This window comes from Streptomyces sp. NPDC093094, assembly GCF_044754345.1.
GTDB lineage: Bacteria > Actinomycetota > Actinomycetes > Streptomycetales > Streptomycetaceae > Streptomyces.
In genome coordinates this window covers 337,930-355,646 of sequence record NZ_JBIVOX010000004.1, presented here as the reverse complement: position 1 = coordinate 355,646, position 17,717 = coordinate 337,930, and the positions used below count along the sequence as shown (strand labels likewise).

Annotated in this window: 13 protein-coding genes and 3 pseudogenes; 11 read left to right on the top strand and 5 right to left on the bottom strand. The window is 71.6% G+C overall.

Annotation, left to right across the window (positions count from 1 at the left end):
• Window positions 1–22 precede the first annotated feature (22 nt).
• Window positions 23–1,072 (top strand): PI-PLC domain-containing protein, encoded by a 1,050-nt coding sequence (locus tag ACIQGV_RS10220; RefSeq protein ID WP_402492920.1) that lies wholly within the window; start codon window positions 23–25, stop codon window positions 1,070–1,072.
• Window positions 1,073–1,155: 83 nt separating this feature from the next.
• On the opposite strand, the gene ACIQGV_RS10215 is transcribed toward ACIQGV_RS10220, so the two are convergent.
• Window positions 1,156–2,292, bottom strand: a complete 1,137-nt coding sequence (locus tag ACIQGV_RS10215; protein WP_402492918.1) for a LuxR C-terminal-related transcriptional regulator — start codon at window positions 2,290–2,292, stop codon at window positions 1,156–1,158.
• A 161-nt stretch (window positions 2,293–2,453) separates the two neighbouring features.
• Here ACIQGV_RS10215 and ACIQGV_RS10210 point away from each other — a divergent pair, with 161 nt between their 5' ends.
• The 3 genes and pseudogenes from ACIQGV_RS10210 (at window position 2,454) to ACIQGV_RS10200 (ending at window position 5,473) form a co-directional block, all read left to right on the top strand.
• Window positions 2,454–3,935, top strand: coding sequence for an FAD/NAD(P)-binding protein (locus ACIQGV_RS10210; protein ID WP_402492916.1), 1,482 nt, complete (start codon window positions 2,454–2,456; stop codon window positions 3,933–3,935).
• A gap of 471 nt (window positions 3,936–4,406) precedes the next feature.
• Window positions 4,407–4,514 (top strand): annotated as a pseudogene (locus ACIQGV_RS10205) (oxidoreductase); the annotation flags it as partial.
• Window positions 4,515–5,032: 518 nt separating this feature from the next.
• Window positions 5,033–5,473 carry a VOC family protein gene (locus ACIQGV_RS10200; RefSeq protein WP_402492914.1) on the top strand — a complete coding sequence of 147 codons (441 nt, stop codon included), beginning with the start codon at window positions 5,033–5,035 and terminating at the stop codon, window positions 5,471–5,473.
• A gap of 191 nt (window positions 5,474–5,664) precedes the next feature.
• On the opposite strand, the gene ACIQGV_RS10195 is transcribed toward ACIQGV_RS10200, so the two are convergent.
• The gene (locus ACIQGV_RS10195; RefSeq protein ID WP_402492913.1) at window positions 5,665–6,594 is read right to left on the bottom strand and encodes an AraC family transcriptional regulator; all 930 of its coding nucleotides are present in this window, start codon (window positions 6,592–6,594) and stop codon (window positions 5,665–5,667) included.
• A gap of 113 nt (window positions 6,595–6,707) precedes the next feature.
• Here ACIQGV_RS10195 and ACIQGV_RS10190 point away from each other — a divergent pair, with 113 nt between their 5' ends.
• From ACIQGV_RS10190 to ACIQGV_RS10180, 3 genes are all read left to right on the top strand, one after another.
• Entirely contained in the window at window positions 6,708–7,388 is a 681-nt protein-coding gene (locus ACIQGV_RS10190) for an NAD(P)H oxidoreductase (protein ID WP_402492911.1), read from the top strand.
• A gap of 227 nt (window positions 7,389–7,615) precedes the next feature.
• Window positions 7,616–8,419, top strand: a complete 804-nt coding sequence (locus ACIQGV_RS10185) for a MerR family transcriptional regulator (RefSeq protein WP_402492910.1) — start codon at window positions 7,616–7,618, stop codon at window positions 8,417–8,419.
• Entirely contained in the window at window positions 8,416–9,408 is a 993-nt protein-coding gene (locus ACIQGV_RS10180; protein ID WP_402492908.1) for a BtrH N-terminal domain-containing protein, read from the top strand. The genes ACIQGV_RS10185 and ACIQGV_RS10180 overlap by 4 nt, the downstream gene beginning before the upstream one ends.
• Window positions 9,409–9,564: 156 nt before the next feature.
• Here ACIQGV_RS10180 and ACIQGV_RS10175 read toward each other — a convergent pair whose 3' ends face one another.
• Window positions 9,565–10,404: a glutamate ABC transporter substrate-binding protein gene (locus tag ACIQGV_RS10175; RefSeq protein ID WP_402492906.1), complete on the bottom strand. Its 840-nt coding sequence runs from the start codon at window positions 10,402–10,404 to the stop codon at window positions 9,565–9,567.
• Between the two features lie 752 nt (window positions 10,405–11,156).
• Between ACIQGV_RS10175 and ACIQGV_RS10170 the strand changes: the two genes are divergently transcribed.
• The 4 genes from ACIQGV_RS10170 to ACIQGV_RS10155 all read left to right on the top strand — a co-directional run bounded on the left by ACIQGV_RS10170 (window position 11,157) and on the right by ACIQGV_RS10155 (window position 15,896).
• Complete coding sequence (locus tag ACIQGV_RS10170; protein ID WP_402492904.1) at window positions 11,157–13,457, top strand: catalase; 2,301 nt, start codon at window positions 11,157–11,159, stop codon at window positions 13,455–13,457.
• Window positions 13,458–13,640: 183 nt separating this feature from the next.
• A complete protein-coding gene (locus ACIQGV_RS10165) occupies window positions 13,641–14,069 on the top strand; it encodes a VOC family protein (protein ID WP_402492903.1) in 429 nt (142 codons plus the stop codon).
• Between the two features lie 273 nt (window positions 14,070–14,342).
• The gene (locus ACIQGV_RS10160) at window positions 14,343–15,299 is read left to right on the top strand and encodes an LLM class F420-dependent oxidoreductase (protein WP_402492901.1); all 957 of its coding nucleotides are present in this window, start codon (window positions 14,343–14,345) and stop codon (window positions 15,297–15,299) included.
• A gap of 18 nt (window positions 15,300–15,317) precedes the next feature.
• Window positions 15,318–15,896: a cysteine hydrolase family protein gene (locus ACIQGV_RS10155; protein ID WP_402492899.1), complete on the top strand. Its 579-nt coding sequence runs from the start codon at window positions 15,318–15,320 to the stop codon at window positions 15,894–15,896.
• Between the two features lie 325 nt (window positions 15,897–16,221).
• On the opposite strand, the pseudogene ACIQGV_RS10150 reads toward ACIQGV_RS10155, so the two are convergent.
• Window positions 16,222–16,566: pseudogene (locus tag ACIQGV_RS10150) on the bottom strand (molybdopterin-binding oxidoreductase); the annotation flags it as partial.
• A gap of 364 nt (window positions 16,567–16,930) precedes the next feature.
• Window positions 16,931–17,292 (bottom strand): annotated as a pseudogene (locus ACIQGV_RS10145) (sigma factor); the annotation flags it as partial.
• Window positions 17,293–17,717 lie beyond the last annotated feature (425 nt).

The following is a 17,717-nucleotide window of genomic DNA, read 5'->3' as shown; positions in this document are numbered from 1 at the left end:
GGCCGCGCGCTAGCCTCCGCCCATGATGGACATGACCATGTCACAAAGAGCGCGTCGGCGCTCGCTCGCGCTCCTCCTGCTGCTCGCCCTGCTGGGCATCGCGAGCACCGCGGCCGCCGCGCCTTCGGCCCCGTCCACGCCCTCGGCGTCCGTCCGGGCCGGGTCCTCCCCCTCCGCGGCGGCCACCGCCCGCTGGGGGGACCGGCGTGTCGACGAGGTCTCCTTCCTCACCACCCACAACGCCTTCACCAACTACGAAGACGCCCGCTGGAGTTCGGTGAACCAGTCGGAGTCCGTACGCGCCCAGCTCGACAACGGCGTCCGAGGTCTGAGCCTGGACACACACTGGTACGAACGCAGTACCTGGCTGTGCGTCATCAGCTTCGGCAGCGACTGCTACCCCAGCGACGTGTATCTGTGCCACGGCGGCTGCAAGACGTTCGCCGGCGCCACGTACGCCCTGCCCCGGCAGTCGTTCCACTCGACGATGCAGACGGTCGTGGACTTCCTCGGCACCCACCCGCAGGAAGTCGTGACCGTCTTCCTCGAGGACTACGTCAGCGCCGACCAGTTGCGCCAGTCCCTCGGCCGGGTCAGGGGCCTGCAGGAGATGCTGTTCCGCCCCGACGACTGGGGCGTCAGGCAGAACGGCTGGCCGAAGGTGGCCGACCTCGTCACCTCCGGCAAGCGGCTGCTGGTCTTCTCCGACCGGCCCGACCGCGAGCATCTGGGTGTCATGTACGACAGGTCCTGGACGGTGAGCAACTTCTGGAGCCTCGGAGACCTGGGCAACGACCTGACCTGCGTCAGCCGCTGGCCCGACGTTCCCCTGGACCGCCAGGAGCCGGGATTCCGACGCCTGTTCCTGATGAGCCACCACCGCAACGTACCCACCGTCCTGACCGCGGCCCAGGACAACGGCACCAAGCTGAGAAACCGCATCGCCGACCAGTGCCGGACCGCCACCGGTGGCCGCGAACCGAACTACGTCTCCGTCGACTTCCACCGCCTGTCCGACGGGAGCGGCCACACACCCGCCTCGATCGTCACGCAGCTCGACGCGAGCCGCTGAGACGCGGCCCGGACGAGTGGACATGCCCCCGCCCAGCCCGTGCGCGAAGAACGCCTCCCGGCCTTCGGGCCGCCTTACGGATGTCAGAGGCGGGGGATCCGCGCCCGGGCGGCGGGGCGGCCGGAGCGCCGCAGGGGCGTGGGGGCCGGCAGGGCGGGCCAGTAGTGGTCGGTGAAGAGGCGGGCGACCAGTTCGCCTCGGCTGGAGACACCGGCTTTGGCGAAGACGGTCTTGAGGTGGTCGCGGACCGTGTGCGGTGAGATGACCAGCGTGGCGGCGATCTCGGCCGTGGTCATGCCGCGGGCGAGGAGCTGGGTGATCTGCAACTCGCGCGGCGTGAGGGCGTAGGCGTCGGCGATGAGGACCGCCAGGTCGGCGGGTGTCGCGGGCTCGATGACGAGGGCCACCGGGCCGGGCTTGCCGGCGGGGCCGGTGAGGCAGGAGGCGTGGCAGACCAGCCAGCGGCCTTCGGTGGTCCGTATGCGTACCCGGGCGCTGCCGTGGTCGCGGCCGTCGGCGATGGCTCGGGCCTGGAAGGCCACGCCGATCACCCAGATGGGCAGCTTCACTCCCAGAGGCGAAGGGAACGACGGGCCCTCGGGCAGCAGCGCCAGGTGATGCCGTGCCTCGTCGTTCATCGACGTGGCCTCGCCGGACTCGTCGAAGAAGACCAGCCCGGGCGCGGGTGCCTCGGTGCGCGGCGTGGACTCGGGCGGCCGGGCGAGGCCGCGCAGCCGCCCGGCCAGCGGGCGGGAGAGCTCGGCGAGCAGCGCGACCTCGTCCGGGCGGAACGCGTCGGTGGTACGGAACAGGCTCACCAGACCCCATGGCCGGCCGTCGATCCGCAGTACGGCGCGCAGTTCGTCGAACACGCCCTGGCCGAGCAGGAGCCGCCGGAAGCGGGTGCTGCGGGCGGGCAGGTCACCGGTGGCCGCGCGCAGCCCGGCGGCCGGTACGGTCGCCCGGGCCAGCTCGCGGAACGGCAGGACGTTCTCCTCCAGGAGCTCGCTCTCCCAGTACGCGGCGCAGTCCTCCTCGGAACCGATGTCCTCCACCAGCATCGGCGCCGTGATCAGGCCCGTCTCCGGGTCGGCCGCCGTCCACACCGCCGAGTGGAACGGCACCACCTGCCGCAGCCTCGCCGAGGCACGACTGAACAACTCCACCGCGTCGGCGGCCCGTTCGGCGGCGGACAGCACCGGGCGGCGTGGGTCGGTCATGGGTGTCCTCTCTCTCGTGATCAGCGTGTCCGTTCGTCCGTGCGGCGGCAACCCCTCGTTCGAGGGGGTTGTTCCGGGCCGAATGCCCGTGCGCGGGGGATGGGGCACTCCCGCGCTGTCGCCGAAGGTCGGTGACACACGACACGACGGAGAGGGAGCGCATGGACATCGCGATCATCGGTGGTGGTGCGGCGGCGGTCGGCCTGCTCGACGCACTGGCCGCCACGACCGGCAAGACCGCCGCGGGCGAGAGGGGCACCGTCACCGTCTTCGAGCCGTCGCCCCGGTTGTGGCGGGGACGGGCGTACGGTCCGGACCTGGACTCGGTGCTGGTGAACGCGCCGCCCGCCATCATGTCGATCCGCAGCGGCGACTTCGGCCACTACGCGGCCTGGCTGGGTGAGCGGGGTGCCGACCACACCGACGGGCTCCTCGGCCGGCCGCTGGTCCCGCGCGCACTGTACGGCGAGTATCTCGTGCACTCGGCCGAGAAGGCCGTGGCGGCCCTCGGCGAACAAGGCTGGCGGGTACGTGTCGTGGCGGGACGCGTCACGGCGGTCGTGCGTTCCGGGGCCCGTCTCGTACTGCGCACGTGCGACGTGCACGACGTCACGCGCCAGGACACTCACGAGTACGAGACCACCCACGTCGTGCTGTGCGTGGGGGGAGGAGCGCCCCCCGACCTGTACGCGCTCACCGGCCGTCCCGGCTTCACGGTCGACCCGTACCCGCTGGCCGACACGCTCGGGCGCGTTCCGGCCGAGGGTGACGTCGCGGTCGTCGGCAGTGGCCTGACGGCCGTGGACGTCGTCGTTTCGCTCGCCGCGCGCGGGCACGCGGGGAAGATCGCGCTCCTCTCGCGCAGCGGAGTGCTGCCGCATGTCTGGCAGCGCCCGGACGCCCGGCGCCCGCAGCAGGTCACCGTCGAACGCGTGGCGCGGCTGCACCGGGAACGAGGGACCGTCGCTCTCGACGACCTCGTCGACCTGCTGCGCGCGGAACTCATGCACGCGGGCGAGGACTTCGACGCGTTCGCGGCCGAACTGCTCTCCACCGAGGCCGACGACCCGGTCCAGAGGCTCCGGCGGCAGCTGGCCGCCGTCGCCGATCCCCGGATCGGCCGCCGTGTGCTGCAGGAGACGGCGCACACCGTCGGTCCGTACGCGTGGCGGCTGCTGGCCGAGCCCGACCGTGTGAGGCTGCGGCGTCACCTCCGCACGGCTGTCAGCGTGGCCTCGCCCATGATCCCGGGCAACGCGGCCGTGCTGATGCGCCTTCTGGAGTCCGGCCAGCTCTCTGTCGTTGCGGGCGTTCGCGCGATCGAACCGGTGGAGGGGCGGTTCCGGATACGGAGTGACGACGGCGATCGCACCGCGGAGATCGTCGTCAACGCGGTGAACCCGCCGCCGCAAGCGGTCCCCGGGGCGGCCCGCGACCTGGTCCGGTCCCTGACGGCCGCGGGTCTGGCCGCACCCCACCCGTCCGGCGGCCTGGTCCCCTCCGACCCGCGCGTGCACGTGGTCGGAGACCTGTCCGGCGGCGGCCCGTTCATCACCTCGAGCATCCCGGGCCTGGCCGCCCAGGCCGCCCGCACCGCCCAGGCACTCCTCGCACCGTCGCCGCAGACAGCACCCCTGCCGTAGTGGGGAACGGCGACGGACCGCAGACGACCGACACGTCAGTCGGCGTGTTTGTCGCGGGCGGGCCCGGTGTGCGATTCGGGGGTGCGCGAAGCGGCAGTCGCGGCGGGGGAGGGAAGGAGGGCGTGCAGGCGCCGTGGACGGGGTGCCGTCCACGGCGTCGCCCGGCCGCGGACAGGCGAGGAGCCCGTGGGACTTCGGCCGCCGGAGGAGTGGAGGCGGCTGAAGGTGCCGGCCTGCTTCTTGGACTCCACCGGGTCCTCGATCCCGGTCCTCGCGGGGACGACGTTCTGCGGGCCGGCCAGCCTGCGCCTGGAGGTCAGCACCGCCCTGCCCGCCCCGGTCCGGACGACGGACCCGACTTCACCGTCCTCCGGGAGCGGGTACGCGCAGCTCCGAAGAGGACTCCGCGCAAGGAGGTCGATCATCCGGCGCAGCAGGGCCGGGCGGGCGCCGTGCGAGGGCCGCGCCGCGCCCATGGACGACGGCGGCGTCCGCGCCTACGCCGTCGACCCCGACGCGGCCGCACGTCTGTGGGAACTGTCCGTCGCGGCGACCGGCGCCACCCCGGTCACGCGATGAAACCGTGCTCCGCACGCGCCCGGGGACGCCGAGGACAGCGGATCCGACGGCCGCCCGCGGTCCGGGAGAAAAAGGCCGTCGACGGGGACCACGGCTCCGGTGATGCGGCTGCCGACGGGACTCGTGAGGAGGACGGCGATGCCCGCCATGTCCGCGGGGCGTCCAACGAGCAGTTCCGGGAGAACGCGGAGGCCCAGGTGTCCGTGTCTGCGGACCGGCCGGAACGACAGCCCGGGAGCGGGAAGTGCCACCGTCTCGCCGCATCCACCGGAGCCTGTTCGGAGAGGCGCGGTGCTCGCTGTGAATCGTCGAGGAAGGATGGAGGGGCGGGGACGGCGTGCTGCGGCTGATCGTCTTCGTGGACACGGGCGCCCGGCTCGCGGGTCTGCCGCAGCGGCGCCGAGGCGCGGTCCGGATTCTTCGGAGCCGGCCTGCGGATGCAGAGAACGTGCCACCGGCTCCGTCCCAGGGACATCGGCGGCCGCCACCGGCCGCACGAGGAAGAAGGAGAAACCAGCATGGCGATTCAGCGGATGGACAACGTCGGCATCGTCGTCGAGGACATGGATGCCGCCATCGCGTTCTTCGTGGAGCTCGGCATGGAGCTGGAGGGCAGGGCGGAGGTCGAGGGCCGCTTCGCCGACCGGTGCACCGGACTCGACGGCGTCCGCTGCGACATCGCGATGGTCCGGACCCCGGACGGTCACAGCCGGCTCGAGCTGGCGAAGTACCGCAGCCCCGAGGCGATCAGCGCCGGGCCGCGCAACCGGCCGCACAACATCCTGGGCACGCACCGCGTCATGTTCGCCGTCGACGACCTCGAGGACACCGTTGCCCGCCTGCGCCCTCATGGCGCCGAACTCGTCGGCGAGATCGCCCGGTTCGAGGACAGTTATCTGCTCTGCTACCTCCGGGGCCCGGAGGGCATCATCGTCGGACTGGCCCAGCAACTGCGCTGAGGAGGAACCGTACCGTGCAGCCGCACGAGATCACCGGGGTCCTGAACCGCCCGACCAGCCGGAAACCACCGACCCGTGACGTGATCCGCCTGGCCTGCGTCGCCAAGGACGCGACCCCGCGATGACGTCTGACCGGAGCCCGCGATGACGCGGTGCAGCGACGCCGCGTCCTTGCCGCCGCACGCCGTGGGTCACGCCGCCGCAGCGCGGAACGTGCTGGGGCTCAGGCCCTTGTGGCGCTTGAAGGCGGCGCTGAAGCCGAAGGCGTCGGCGTAGCCGACGGTCTTCGCGATCCGGGCGATGCTGAGGTCGGTGTCGGCCAGGAGTGCCTCGGCGTCGTCCATGCGGCACTCGGTGACGTAGGCGAGGGGCGGACAGCCCATCAGCTCGGTGAAGCGTCTGGCGAACAGCGCCCGGGAGACGCCGGCCTGCGCGGCCAGCGACGCGACCGTCCAGGTGTCGGCGGGCCGCTCGTGGAAGGCATGCAGGGCGGGTGCGAGGACCGGGTCGGCGAGGCCGCGGTACCAGCTCGGAGCGTCGGCGCCCGCCTGCTCGAACCAGGCGCGCAGCGTGCACACCAGAGCCCAGTCGAGGAGCCGGTCCATCAGCGCCTGCGAGCCGGAGGAGAGCCGGGCGGCGTCGGCGGCGACGCTCTCCAGCCAGGCGCAGACTTCGGCGTCCTCGCTGACGACCAGGACGGGCGGCAGCGCGCGCAGGAGCCGTTCGTGGCGATGGCCCGAGGCCCGGTAGGCACCCACGACGAGTGCCGTGGCTCCGTCCGGGTCGGTGCCCCAGCGGATGCCGCCGAGTTCCTGGGCCGAGCACGGGGTCTGCGCGGTGAAGCAGTGGATCTCGTACTCCGCGTGGGGACGGTGGACGGCGCCGGGCTCGTCCGCGAGATGGAACGGCGCGGGGCCGCGCACGACGGCCGTGTCCCCCGCCGTGATCACCCGCTCGGTGCCGTCGGGCAGCAGCAGGGTGCCTCCCCCACGCAGCACGGTGACCATGGTGAGCGGTGCGCCGTCGGTGAAGCGGATGGTCCAGGGCGCGCTCAGGACGGCATGGCTGACGACCGAGCCCTCGGCCCGGATGCCGCTCAGCAGCGAACTCAGGGGATCCATGAGGGAATCGTAGACGATCTCCTATGCCTCGGAGACTTTCTCCCATGGATCATCTACACGGCCGCGGTTGTACTGGACTCACCCCATCACATCGAACCCAGTCGGGAGACACCGTGTCGCAGCACAGCAGTGACGCCGGAACGGCCCTCGTGGTCGTCGCACACCACCGCAGCGATTCCCTCACCGCACACACCGCCCGCCGTGCGGCCGCCCGGCTGGAGGCCGCCGGATACCGCATCGATCTGCTCGACCTGCACGCCGAGGGGTTCGACCCGCGGATGAACGTGGAGGACCAGCCGGACTGGGGCGACCGGGAGAAGACGTACTCGGAGGAGACGCGCGCTCATATGCGGCGCATCCTCGACGCCGATGTCGTCGTCGCCGTCTTCCCCGTGTACTGGCAGAGCGTGCCCGCCGTCCTCAAGGGGTGGATCGACCGCGTGTGGAACTACGGGTTCGCCTACGGCCGCAGCAAGCCCCGCCTGGCCGGCAAGCGCATGCTGTGGCTCGGCCTCGCCGGCGCCACCTCCGACGATCCCCTCGTGCAGGGGATGCAGGCTGCCCTTGAGGCCGGCCTGAGTGAGGGCATCGCCTCCTACTGCGGCTTCTCGCACTCCTCCGTGGGCCTGCTCCTCGACGCGGAGGAGCGACCGCAGCACGTCGACGCCGAGGGCAATCTGCTCGTCGGCGACGCGGTCGCCGGCGCCGAACGGGAGGCCCAGTACGCCGACTTCGACCGCCGGACACTGAAGTTCGTGGAGGAGTTCCTCGCGGACGAACCGCTCGCGGCCTGAGGACGCCCGGACTCCGCACCCTCCGAGGGGAGCCCCGGGCCGGCGCGGCGGCCGCTGCACGGCGGCGGAGACGCCCGGGCCGCTGCCCGCCGAGTTCCGGCAGGTCTTCGCCGACTGCCCCGCTGCCGGCCGTGCGGCCGCGGGTCCCGGCGGCGCCGTGATCGGTCACCGGCATGCCCGCCACCGGTCCTGGACCCTCCCCCGGCGGGAGGGTCCACCATGGTGGCGTGCGCGACGAACTACTCACCATCGGGCGCTTCGCCCGCCTGTGCCGGCTCAGTGTCAAGCAGCTCCGGCACTACGACGAGACGGGCCTGCTGGCCCCGGTCCGCGTGGACCCCTCCTCCGGATACCGCTACTACGCGCCGGAGCAGGCACGCGACGCCCTGACCATCGCCCTGCTCCGCGAGATGGACCTTCCCCTGGCCGTGATCGCAAGCACCCTTGCCGCGGGGCCGGAGGACCGGGCGCGGATCCTGCGCACCGAGCGGGACCGGCTGGCGGAGCGCATCAGCCGGGACCGGGCGCGGCTCGAGGTGCTGCAGCGACTGGCGGAGGGCGGTCTGCCCGGCTACGAGGTCACCGTGGTCAGGGAACCGGAACGACGGCTCACCGTGGTCCGGGCCCACTGCACACCGGCAGGGATCGAAGAGCACGTCGCGGACTGCGTCGCCCGGCTCCTGCCCGTGCTCGGCCGGGCGGGAGTCGCGTGGGAGCCACCACTGTGGGGCCTGTACCCGCTCGACGTCGAGGAACGGATGGAGATCGCCGTCGGTGCCCAGACGCACGAGAAGACGGAGGCCGGGCCGGAGTGCGTCGTGCTGCCCGGCGGGCCGGTGGCCGAGACCGTGCACGTCGGGCCCTACAGCCAGCTGCCGGTGGCCTACAACGCCCTGTTCGCCGCGGTCCACGAACGCGGGCTGCGCCCGCGGGCACCGGTGCGCGAGGCGTACCTGGTCGGACCGGAGCAGGCGCCGCAGGAAGAACTGACGACCCGGTTGGTCGTCCCCGTCCAGGAGGCCACGGCATGACGACCACGCTGATCGACGTCGACACGTACGGCATGCAGCACTGCGAGACGACGGCGCTCGGTGTGCTGCTGCGGCACCAGGGGCTCGACCTGTCGGAACCCATGCTCTTCGGCCTCGGGCGCGGCCTGTCGTTCGTCTACTGGGACGGCAAGAACCTGGACTTCCCCTTTCTCGGGGGACGGGTGAGGCCCTTCGAGCTCACCAGGAACCTGGCCGACGGTCTGGAGCTGGAGATGGACGTCCGGGAGACCGCCTCCCCGCGCCGGGCCTGGGAGAACGTGTCGGCCCAGATCACCGCAGGCCGGCCCGTGGGACTCCAGCTCGACAGTTTCCACCTGGACTACTTCACCTCGAAGGTCCACTTCGGCGGCCATGTCGTGGCCCTGTACGGCTACGACGAGCACACGGCGTACCTGGTGGACACCGCCCAGCAGGGCGGGGCGGTGTCCACCAGTCTGTCGAGCCTCGCCCGGGCCCGGGCCGCCCGCGGGCCCATGACGGCCCGGAACCGCTCCTTCACCGTCACCACGCCACGTCGTCCGCCCGACCCGAGGACCCGGATCGTCCCCGCGGTGACCGCCTGCGCCGACGCCTTCCTCCGTCCGCCGATCGCCAACCTCGGCCACCGGGGCATCGAGAAGGCCGGCAAGCTGGTGCCCGGTTGGCTCGCCCGGGCCCGGGAGCCGCGGCGGGACCTGACACAGGCCGCCCGGCTGATGGAGCGGGCCGGAACCGGCGGCGCCCTGTTCCGCAACCTGTACCGCGACTTCCTCGCAGAGTGCACCGCCCTGGTCGACAGCGCTCACCTGCGCACCGGTCACCGGTTGTACGCCGAGGCGGCGGTCCTGTGGACGCAGACGGCGGAACTGATCGCACGGGCGGGGCAGTCGGACGAAGGGACGTACCTCGTCCGGGCCGGCGCGGTCCTGGGCGACCTGGCCCGCATCGAACGCGAGGCCATGGAAGCACTGAGCCGCCTGACGGAGTGACACGCCGGGCGGACACGGCGGCGGCAGCGTTCGTCCCCGTCGCCGCCGGGACCCTCCGCGACGTTCACCCGGACCTCGCGGTTCGCTTCCGCTCGCGAGGTGAACAGGCTCGACGGCCCTCGGGATCCGCCGGGGGATGCCTGCGGCAAGAGCACCTCACTCCTTGACCACACCGATTCTGGGTGCGGGCTCGTAGCGGTAGATCAGGCCGAAGTTGGCCTTGACGGCCTTGCCCCAGGAACCGTCGCGGACCATCTTCTGGAGGGCCTTGTTCACCAGCTCCAAGGTGGCGGTGTCGCCCTTCTTCACGCCGATGCCGTAGTTCTCGTTGCTCATCCTCAGGCCGACCAGTTCGAACTGGTCCTCGTACTGCTTCTGTGCGGCGAAACCGGCCAGGATCGAGTCGTCCGTGGTCACCGCGTCCACAGCCCCGTTCTGCAGACCGGCGAGGCACTCCGAATAGGAGGAGTACTCCTTCAGTCGAGTGTTCGGCGCAATGTTCTTCTTGACGTTCTGCGCCGAGGTCGACCCGGCGACGGAGCACAGCTTTCCGCCGTCGAGGTCGCTGCCCTCGTCGATGTCGGATCCGGCCTTGACCAGCAGGTCCTGGTGAGCCAGCAGATAAGGGCCGGCGAAGTCGACCTTCTCCTTGCGCTCCTCGGTGATCGAATAGGTCGCGACGATGAAATTCACATCGCCTCTGGAGAGCGCGTTCTCACGGTCGGCGCTCTTGGTCTCGACGAATTCGATCAGTTCGGGATCGTAACCGAGCTCATTGGCCACGTACGTCGCGACGTCGACGTCGAAGCCGGAGAATTCACCGCTGGGCTCCTTCATGCCCAGTCCCGGCTGGTCGTACTTGATGCCGATCCTGATCGTCTCACCGCTGTGGGACTTCGAACCGGATTCCTGGCCGTCGTCACCCATGCACGCCGTCGCCGTCACGGACAGGACCAGGGCCACCGCTGCCGCGGCGGGGATTCTGTGAAGCTTCATCGTGGACATCCTTCGTGTGATCAGGTGATGTCGTGGCGTGGAATCACGTACGACGTCGTGGGCACGACGGCCCTGAGAGATGTGCCGGAGCGGTGGCACGACGCTCCGGCACGGTCGCCGTGCGTGCTGCCGAGGCGCTGTCCGGGCGCAGCCCCGTCGACGGAGCCGTCCGTCCGTGACCGAGGACCATCGGCTCGTCGCGGCTCGCGGGGAGCCTCAGCCGTGCCCGCTCCGGGGAGGGTGGACGACCACAGGGCCCGGTGCCGCCGTTGCCGTTCCGCCTCGCGCAGCCCGTCGCCGCACCCCGGCCGCCGGTACCCCGGTCATCGCCGTATGTGACTCCTCCGTCCTCCTCGGTTGCGGAGGACAGTAAGGAGCCGCGATGACCAGCGTCATCACATCTGAGCTGAACTTGAGCATCACGATTGTGCAGGCACGGACGTACTCGGCAGTAGGTGCGCCCACTCGCCGGAATCGCCGTCCGTGTCCGGTTCCGGTGGCGGGTCGCCGGCCCGGCGGGGCGCACCGGCGGACGGCCGCTGACCAGGGCGGTCGAAGGGGGCGGGGCCCGCGTCCGCCGCCGGCCGGGCAGGCCCGAGGTCTTCGTCCGGGCGAGTTCCGGAACGCGCGAACGCGGCCACCGGTCATGCCGCGACGACGCGGACCGGACCGGCCGGCCCAGGTTTCGGCCCCCCACGCCCGGGGTCACACGTGAGGGGCCCAAGAGCCCGCCCGCTGCGCCTGGAGATGCGATGACCGAGAAGAACCCGGCGAAGGCCGCCACCGACAAGATCGCCGACGCCATGCACCCCGCTCCGGCAGAAGGCCCCGAAGGAGGTGTTCCGGGCAAGCCCGCCCCGGCCTCTCCGCGGATCGCCGAACCCGTCGAGCCGGTCGAGCCGGTCGAGCCGGTCGAGCCGGTCGAGCCGCTCCCGCCGAAGGCGGACCGGAGCGCCCCGGAGACGGTCGGCCCCACCGGCCGGCCCACCGGCGCGGACCGGGCCGAAACGGCACAGAGCGGCGCTCACCTGACCACCGCGCAAGGCGTCCGGCAGCGCGACACGGACCACTCGCTCAAGGCGGGCCCCCGCGGCCCGGTGCTGCTGCAGGACCACCACCTGCGCGAGAAGCTCATGCACTTCGACCACGAGCGGATCCCCGAGCGCGTGGTCCATGCCCGCGGCGCGGCCGCACACGGTGTCTTCAGGTCCTACGGCACAGCGCAGAAGATCACGAAGGCGGCGTTCCTCGCCCCGGACGTCGAGACACCGGTGTTCGTGCGGTTCTCCACGGTCCTCGGCTCACGCGGCTCGGCCGACACGGTGCGCGACACCCGCGGCTTCGCGACGAAGTTCTACACCGAGGAAGGTGTCTACGATCTCGTGGGCAACAACATCCCGGTGTTCTTCATCCAGGACGCCGTCAAGTTCCCCGACATCATCCACGCCGGCAAGCCCCACCCCGACCGGGAGATCCCCCAGGCGCAATCCGCGCACGACACGTTCTGGGACTTCGTCTCCCTGCACACCGAGGCCACCCACCACACCTTGTGGAACATGTCCGACCGGGGCATCCCCCGCTCCTACCGGATGATGGAGGGCTTCGGCGTCCACACCTTCCGCCTGGTCGACGCGCAGGGTGTCAGCACCCTGGTGAAGTTCCACTGGAAGCCCCGGCTGGGCGTGCACTCCCTGATGTGGGAGGAGGCGCAGATCCTGGCCGGGACAGACCCCGATTTCCACCGCCGGGACCTCTACGACGCCATCGAGTCGGGGGCCTTCCCCGAGTGGGAGCTGGGCATCCAGACCTTCCCCGACACCGAGGACCAGACGTTCGAGGGGATCGACCTGCTCGATCCCACGAAGCTCGTGCCGGAAGAGCTGGCCCCGGTGAAGACGGTCGGACTGCTGACGCTGAACGCGAATCCGTCGAACTTCTTCGCCGAGGTGGAGCAGGTCGCCTTCCACACCGGTCACCTGGTGCCCGGCATCGACGCGACCGACGACCCGCTGCTGGCCGGCCGGAACTTCTCCTACCTCGACACACAGATCACCAGGCTCGGCGGTCCCAACTTCGCGCAGCTTCCGATCAACCGCACGCACGCCCCCGTCGACGACATGCAGCGCGACGGCATGCACCAGACGGCCGTGCACAGCGGCACGGCCCCCTACAAGCCCAACAGCCTCGACGGCGGATGCCCCTTCTTCGCCGGCACCGACGCCGGAGCGTTCATCGAGGTCCCTGTCGAGGTCCCGGCAGGACCGAAGGTCCGTGAGGCGCCCGCCTCCTTCAGCGACCACTACTCGCAGGCCCGCCTGTTCTGGCTCAGCATGAGCCCGGTCGAGCGCGAGCACATCATCGCCGCATACACCTTCGAACTGGGCAAGTGCCACGAGCAGGCGGTCAAGGAACGCACGCTGGCCGTGCTCGCCGGCATCGACTCCGAGCTGTGCGCCCAGGTCGCAGCCGGTCTGGGGCTGCCGGCGCCCACCACCACCGAGCCTCTCGCGGACGTCCGCCCGAGCCCCGCCCTGTCCCAGATCGGCCGCTCCTGGCCGGTCGACGGACGCGTCGTCGGCATCGTGACGGACCCCGACGGCGACCTGGCCGCCGTACGCGAGGCCCGCCAGGCCGTCCTGGACGCCGGCATGGTGCCTCTGATCGTCGCCCCGGCCGGGGGCGTACTCGGCGCCGACGGCGACCCGCTGACCGTCCGGCGCACCTTCGCCACCGCGCGCTCGGTCGAATTCGACGCGCTGGTGTTCGCCGGTGTGCCGGGAGCGGGCGCCGACGCCCACGGTGCCCGCGACGCGAAGGCGGGAACCCCCGCGCCGGCCGTCGGCGACCCGCGCGTCCTCGCTCTGCTCACCGAGGCGTACCGGCACGGCAAGGCCCTCGCCGGCTGGGGTGGCGCCGAGGCTTTGTTCGAAGCCGCCGGTGCCGACGCCGGCGAACCGGGTGTCCTCGTCATGGACGGCCCTCAAGGGCTGCCTCGGCTGCTGGAACTGCTCGGGGCCCATCGCGTCTGGGATCGTTTCCCCGCCCCGGCCTGACAGCACGCGGCGCCCCGCACCGGTCGACGCCGAAGAAAGCCAGGCGTCGGGGCGCTCACCACGGTGACGAGTGCCCGGGTCGGTGTGCGCCGAGAGAACCTCGCGGCCCGTCCCCGGCGATACCCGCGCGGCAGGAGGAGTGAGGAGACGACCGGCAGAGTCCCCCCTTGGTACGGTGCACCGATGTCAGCGATCAAGAAGTTCCAGGTGACCTTCGACTGCGCGGAACCTGAACGTCTCGCGCGTTTCTGGTGCGAGGTGCTGGGGTACGTCGTGCCGTCACCACCGGAGGGGTTTGCCACATGGGACGACTTCCGGCGCGCACAGCCACCTGAGCAGCGGGATGCATGGTTCGCCTGCACCGATCCTTCGGGTGTGGGGCCGCGGCTGTACTTCCAGCGCGTCCCCGAGGGGAAGGCGGCCAAGAACCGGCTGCATCTTGATGTACGGGTCGCCCCCGGGCTCGTGGGTGCGGAGCGCCTCGCCGCACTCGAGGCCGAGTGCGCACGACTGGTCCCGCTGGGCGCGGTACACGTGCGGACGCTGTACGACGGCAATGACGCGTGCATCCCGATGCTGGACATCGAGGGCAACGAGTTCTGCCTCGACTGAGCACCCTCCGATCCTGAACCGGTGCGCCCGGATCGAGCGCTGCGGGAACCGCGCCTGCCTTTGACCGGCCTCGCAGCGGCTGCGCCGCCCCGATGCCGGCCTCACGACGCCCTCTCCTGCCGCCAGGACACACGCGTCTCGTTAGTCCCGGGCCCATGGGGTACTCGGCGGGTCGTTCGCCGGACCGTCGTCGCGAGCCGGGCCGGACCGCACCCGCCGTCCTCGGCCCGGCCGCAGACGCCGCCCGGCCTTCCGCTCCGTCCGGGAGAGACGATGCCTGACTTCGGATACTTCCTGTCCAGCGAAGAACACAGCCCGGCCGAACTCGTCGAGCAGGCCCGCATGGCCGAGCAGGCCGGTTTCGACTCCCTGTGGATCTCGGACCACTACCATCCGTGGAACGACCGTCAGGGCCACAGTCCGTTCGTGTGGACCGTCGTCGGCGCTCTGTCCCAGGCCGTCTCGCTTCCCGTCGAGACCGCGGTGACCTGCCCGATCGTGCGCACCCATCCCGCGGTGATCGCCCAGGCGGCCGCCACCAGCGCCGCCCAGCTGGGGGGCCGGTTCCGGCTCGGGGTGGGCACCGGCGAGGCGCTCAACGAGCACATCCTGGGCACGCCATGGCCCGAGGCTTCCGTCCGTCTGGAAATGCTGGAGGAGGCGCTCCAGATCATCCGGCAGCTGTTCACCGGCGAGCAGACGAGTCACCGTGGCAAGCACTACACGGTGGAGAACGCCCGTCTGTACACCCTGCCCGACGAGCCGGTGCCCATCGATGTCTCCGCCTTCGGCCCACAGGCCGCCGAAGTCGCGGCCCGCATCGGCGACGGCCTGATCACGATGATGCCCGACACCGATCTGGTCGAACGCTTCCGCGGCGCCGGTGGCGGGACGAAACCGGTGTACGGCGGGCTCAAGGTGTGCTGGGGCACGGACCGGTCCGAGGCCGTCCGCACCGCACACCACCTGTGGGCGAACGAGCAGCTGCCGGGGGAACTCCCGCAGATCCTGCCCACTCCGCGCCACTTCGAGCAGGCGTCCGAGCTGGTCACCGAGGACCAGGTGGCGGCGGCCGTGCCGTGCGGCGACGACCCCGACGTCCATGTCGAGGCCCTGACCGCATACATCGACGCGGGCTTCGACGCTGTGTACGTCAGCCAGATCGGCAAGGACCAGAAGGGCTTCTTCGACTTCTACCGCGCAAAGGTGCTGCCGCGGCTGCGTGCCTGACCCATCAGAAAGATCCCCATGTGCAACACCGGAGAAGCACCCCGGCTCGCGCTGGTGGTGATCGACATGGTCAACACCTACGACCATGAGGACGCCGGACTGCTCATACCGTCGGTCCGGCGCGTCGTGCCGGTGCTGGCGGAACTGATCGGGCGAGCCCGCGAGGCGGACGCCCCGGTGATCTACGCGAACGACAGTTTCGGGACCTGGCGCTCCCACCACGGAGAGCTGGTGGACACGGCGCTGGCCGGCCCTCATGGCGACCTGGTCGAGCCGATCAGACCCGACCGCGGTTCCCTCTTCGTCGTCAAGGTCCGTCACTCCGTCTTCTACGAGACGCCGCTCGCCTACCTCCTGGGACAACTGGGAGTAGGGCATGTGGTGCTGAGCGGTCAGGTCACCGAGCAGTGCGTCCTGTACTCCGCCCTCGACGCGCACATCCGCCATCTCGGGGTCACGGTGCCCAAGGACGCCGTGGCCGCCATCCACCCCCGTCTCGAAGCCGCCGCACTGGAGATGATGGAGCGCAACATGGGTGCCCGGGTCACCACCGCGAAGCAGATCGACTTCGCCCGGCCGGCCGGCGACCGGTGTTGAGGGCGGTTCTGCGGGTCGGCGCCCGAGGGCGTCCTGAGGCTGCTTCGCGGCTTCGTGCGGGGCGCCGTCCGGGTGGCGCGCCGCGTGGGACGGGCCGTCAGGCGGGCGGCATCAGGACGGTGTCGATGACGTACACATTGGCGTTGGCTGTCCTGCGCGGAGTCGCCGCCGTCGTCGGAGCAGGCGCTCAGGGCGAGCGGGAGCACGGCCGCTGCCGCCAGGGTCACGGCGGTACGGCGGATACGGGTGTTCATGATGTCTCTCCTGTCGGCTGGTGCAGCCGGGGCCGCCTCGGCGGGGGACGGAAACGGTGGTTCGGGGGTCGCTCGACGGTCACGACCACGGAGTGGCGGCCGCTCGCGCCGTCGGGGACGGTGCGGGTGCGCTTCTCGGTCTGCGTCCGGCCGGTGCGGTCCGTGGCGCGCACGGTGAGCGTGTGGGTGCCCTTCGTCGCCGCCCGGGGCAGGGACCACTGCCGCCAGGTGTCGCGGGAGCCCTCGGCCGCGAGCCGGGCCTCCTGCCAGGGGCCGTCGTCCACGCGGACCTCGGCCCTGTCGATGCCGCGGTGCTGGGCCCAGGCGACTCCGGCGACCATGACGGTGCCGGCGCGAGGAGTGCCGGCACGGCGAGAATTCCGGGCTGGAGCACCAGCTTGTCGTCGTCGGCGAACGTGCGGATCGCCCAGTCCTTCACCGCGGCGGGAGTGCGGTCGATCGACGCGCCGCCGACCACGACGACAGGGCCGGCCTGCGGACGCACCGCACCCGCCACTGCCTCGGCGACCGCCGGCGCCGCGCATCCGGACAGCGCGCCGCTCAGCGCGCCCAGCGCCGGCCGGGCCGGACCGGACCGGCCACGTGCTTCGCTCTTCTCGGACTCGCTCACGTGGGGAATCCGTCTCCGGCACACCGGGCGGATTGGTCGTTCACCTGATCAGATGAATTCTCATTCGCGACCGATCCGCGCCCGCTGCCGCCACGGATCTTTCTGTGTCAGCGGATCCCGATCCGTGCCGAGGACCTCCACCGCAGGCAGTCGTACTCGGGCATCCGGTCGAGCAGTGCGGCCTTGTGGTCCCGGGCGGCCGCGGCGTCCGCCGAGCGCACCCGGTCCACCGCTCTGCGATGGGTCAGCGTGAGGATCCAGTTGACGGCGGTCCCCCGGTCGGGCCGGTACGGGGCGCGGTCCGCCACACCTCCACCAGCACCTCCTGCGCCGCCTCCTCCGACTGCGCCTGGTCGCGCAGCACCGCCCGTACGACTCCCAGCACCGGGTTCACCACCGCGTCGTAGACCCGGGCGAAGGCGTCCTCGTCGCCCAGCGCCACACGGCCGACCAGCTCCTCCAGATCGGGCTCGGCCCGGGGATGCCTGCCGATATGCACTGCTTCCTTCACCAAGGCCCTCCGCGGTCAGGACGTGTCCGGCTGTGATCCGTTCCTGCCCATGCCGTGGATCGGTTGCAGTGGCCGGGAACTTTCCGGCCGCGGGACAGCGCTCGGGGCACGTTCCCCTCGCCACGGGTGCCGTCCGTCCGCGGACTCCGGCCGAGCGATCCGCCTGGCGGGCGGCGTGCCCGGAGACCTCGCCGCGCCGGTGCTCGTGTCCGCGGCCGTTTCGCTCACGGCCACCGCCGAGCGCGGTGCCGGCCCCGCCCTGCGTACCCCGAAAGGGGAACCGCCGTGCCGGCCCCTGACGCACCCGGCGTTCCCGATGAGGGACCGTTCGCCCGGGGCCGGGCCCGGCCTCTGCCTCACTGCGTGTCCGAGCGCCTCGTGCGCTGCCGCGGCGGCATCACCGGTTCAGCCCTCGGCGCCGGTGG

Bases quoted from the DNA above. Each gene is read 5' to 3' on its own strand.
- ACIQGV_RS10165 (WP_402492903.1), top strand. From the start codon at position 13,641: ATGTCAGCGATCAAGAAGTTCCAGGTGACCTTCGACTGCGCGGAACCT.
- ACIQGV_RS10170 (WP_402492904.1), top strand. From the start codon at position 11,157: ATGACCGAGAAGAACCCGGCGAAGGCCGCCACCGACAAGATCGCCGAC.
- ACIQGV_RS10175 (WP_402492906.1), bottom strand. From the start codon at position 10,404: ATGAAGCTTCACAGAATCCCCGCCGCGGCAGCGGTGGCCCTGGTCCTG.
- ACIQGV_RS10215 (WP_402492918.1), bottom strand. From the start codon at position 2,292: ATGACCGACCCACGCCGCCCGGTGCTGTCCGCCGCCGAACGGGCCGCC.
- ACIQGV_RS10155 (WP_402492899.1), top strand. From the start codon at position 15,318: ATGTGCAACACCGGAGAAGCACCCCGGCTCGCGCTGGTGGTGATCGAC.
- ACIQGV_RS10195 (WP_402492913.1), bottom strand. From the start codon at position 6,594: ATGGATCCCCTGAGTTCGCTGCTGAGCGGCATCCGGGCCGAGGGCTCG.
- ACIQGV_RS10160 (WP_402492901.1), top strand. From the start codon at position 14,343: ATGCCTGACTTCGGATACTTCCTGTCCAGCGAAGAACACAGCCCGGCC.
- ACIQGV_RS10210 (WP_402492916.1), top strand. From the start codon at position 2,454: ATGGACATCGCGATCATCGGTGGTGGTGCGGCGGCGGTCGGCCTGCTC.
- ACIQGV_RS10220 (WP_402492920.1), top strand. From the start codon at position 23: ATGATGGACATGACCATGTCACAAAGAGCGCGTCGGCGCTCGCTCGCG.
- ACIQGV_RS10180 (WP_402492908.1), top strand. From the start codon at position 8,416: ATGACGACCACGCTGATCGACGTCGACACGTACGGCATGCAGCACTGC.
- ACIQGV_RS10200 (WP_402492914.1), top strand. From the start codon at position 5,033: ATGGCGATTCAGCGGATGGACAACGTCGGCATCGTCGTCGAGGACATG.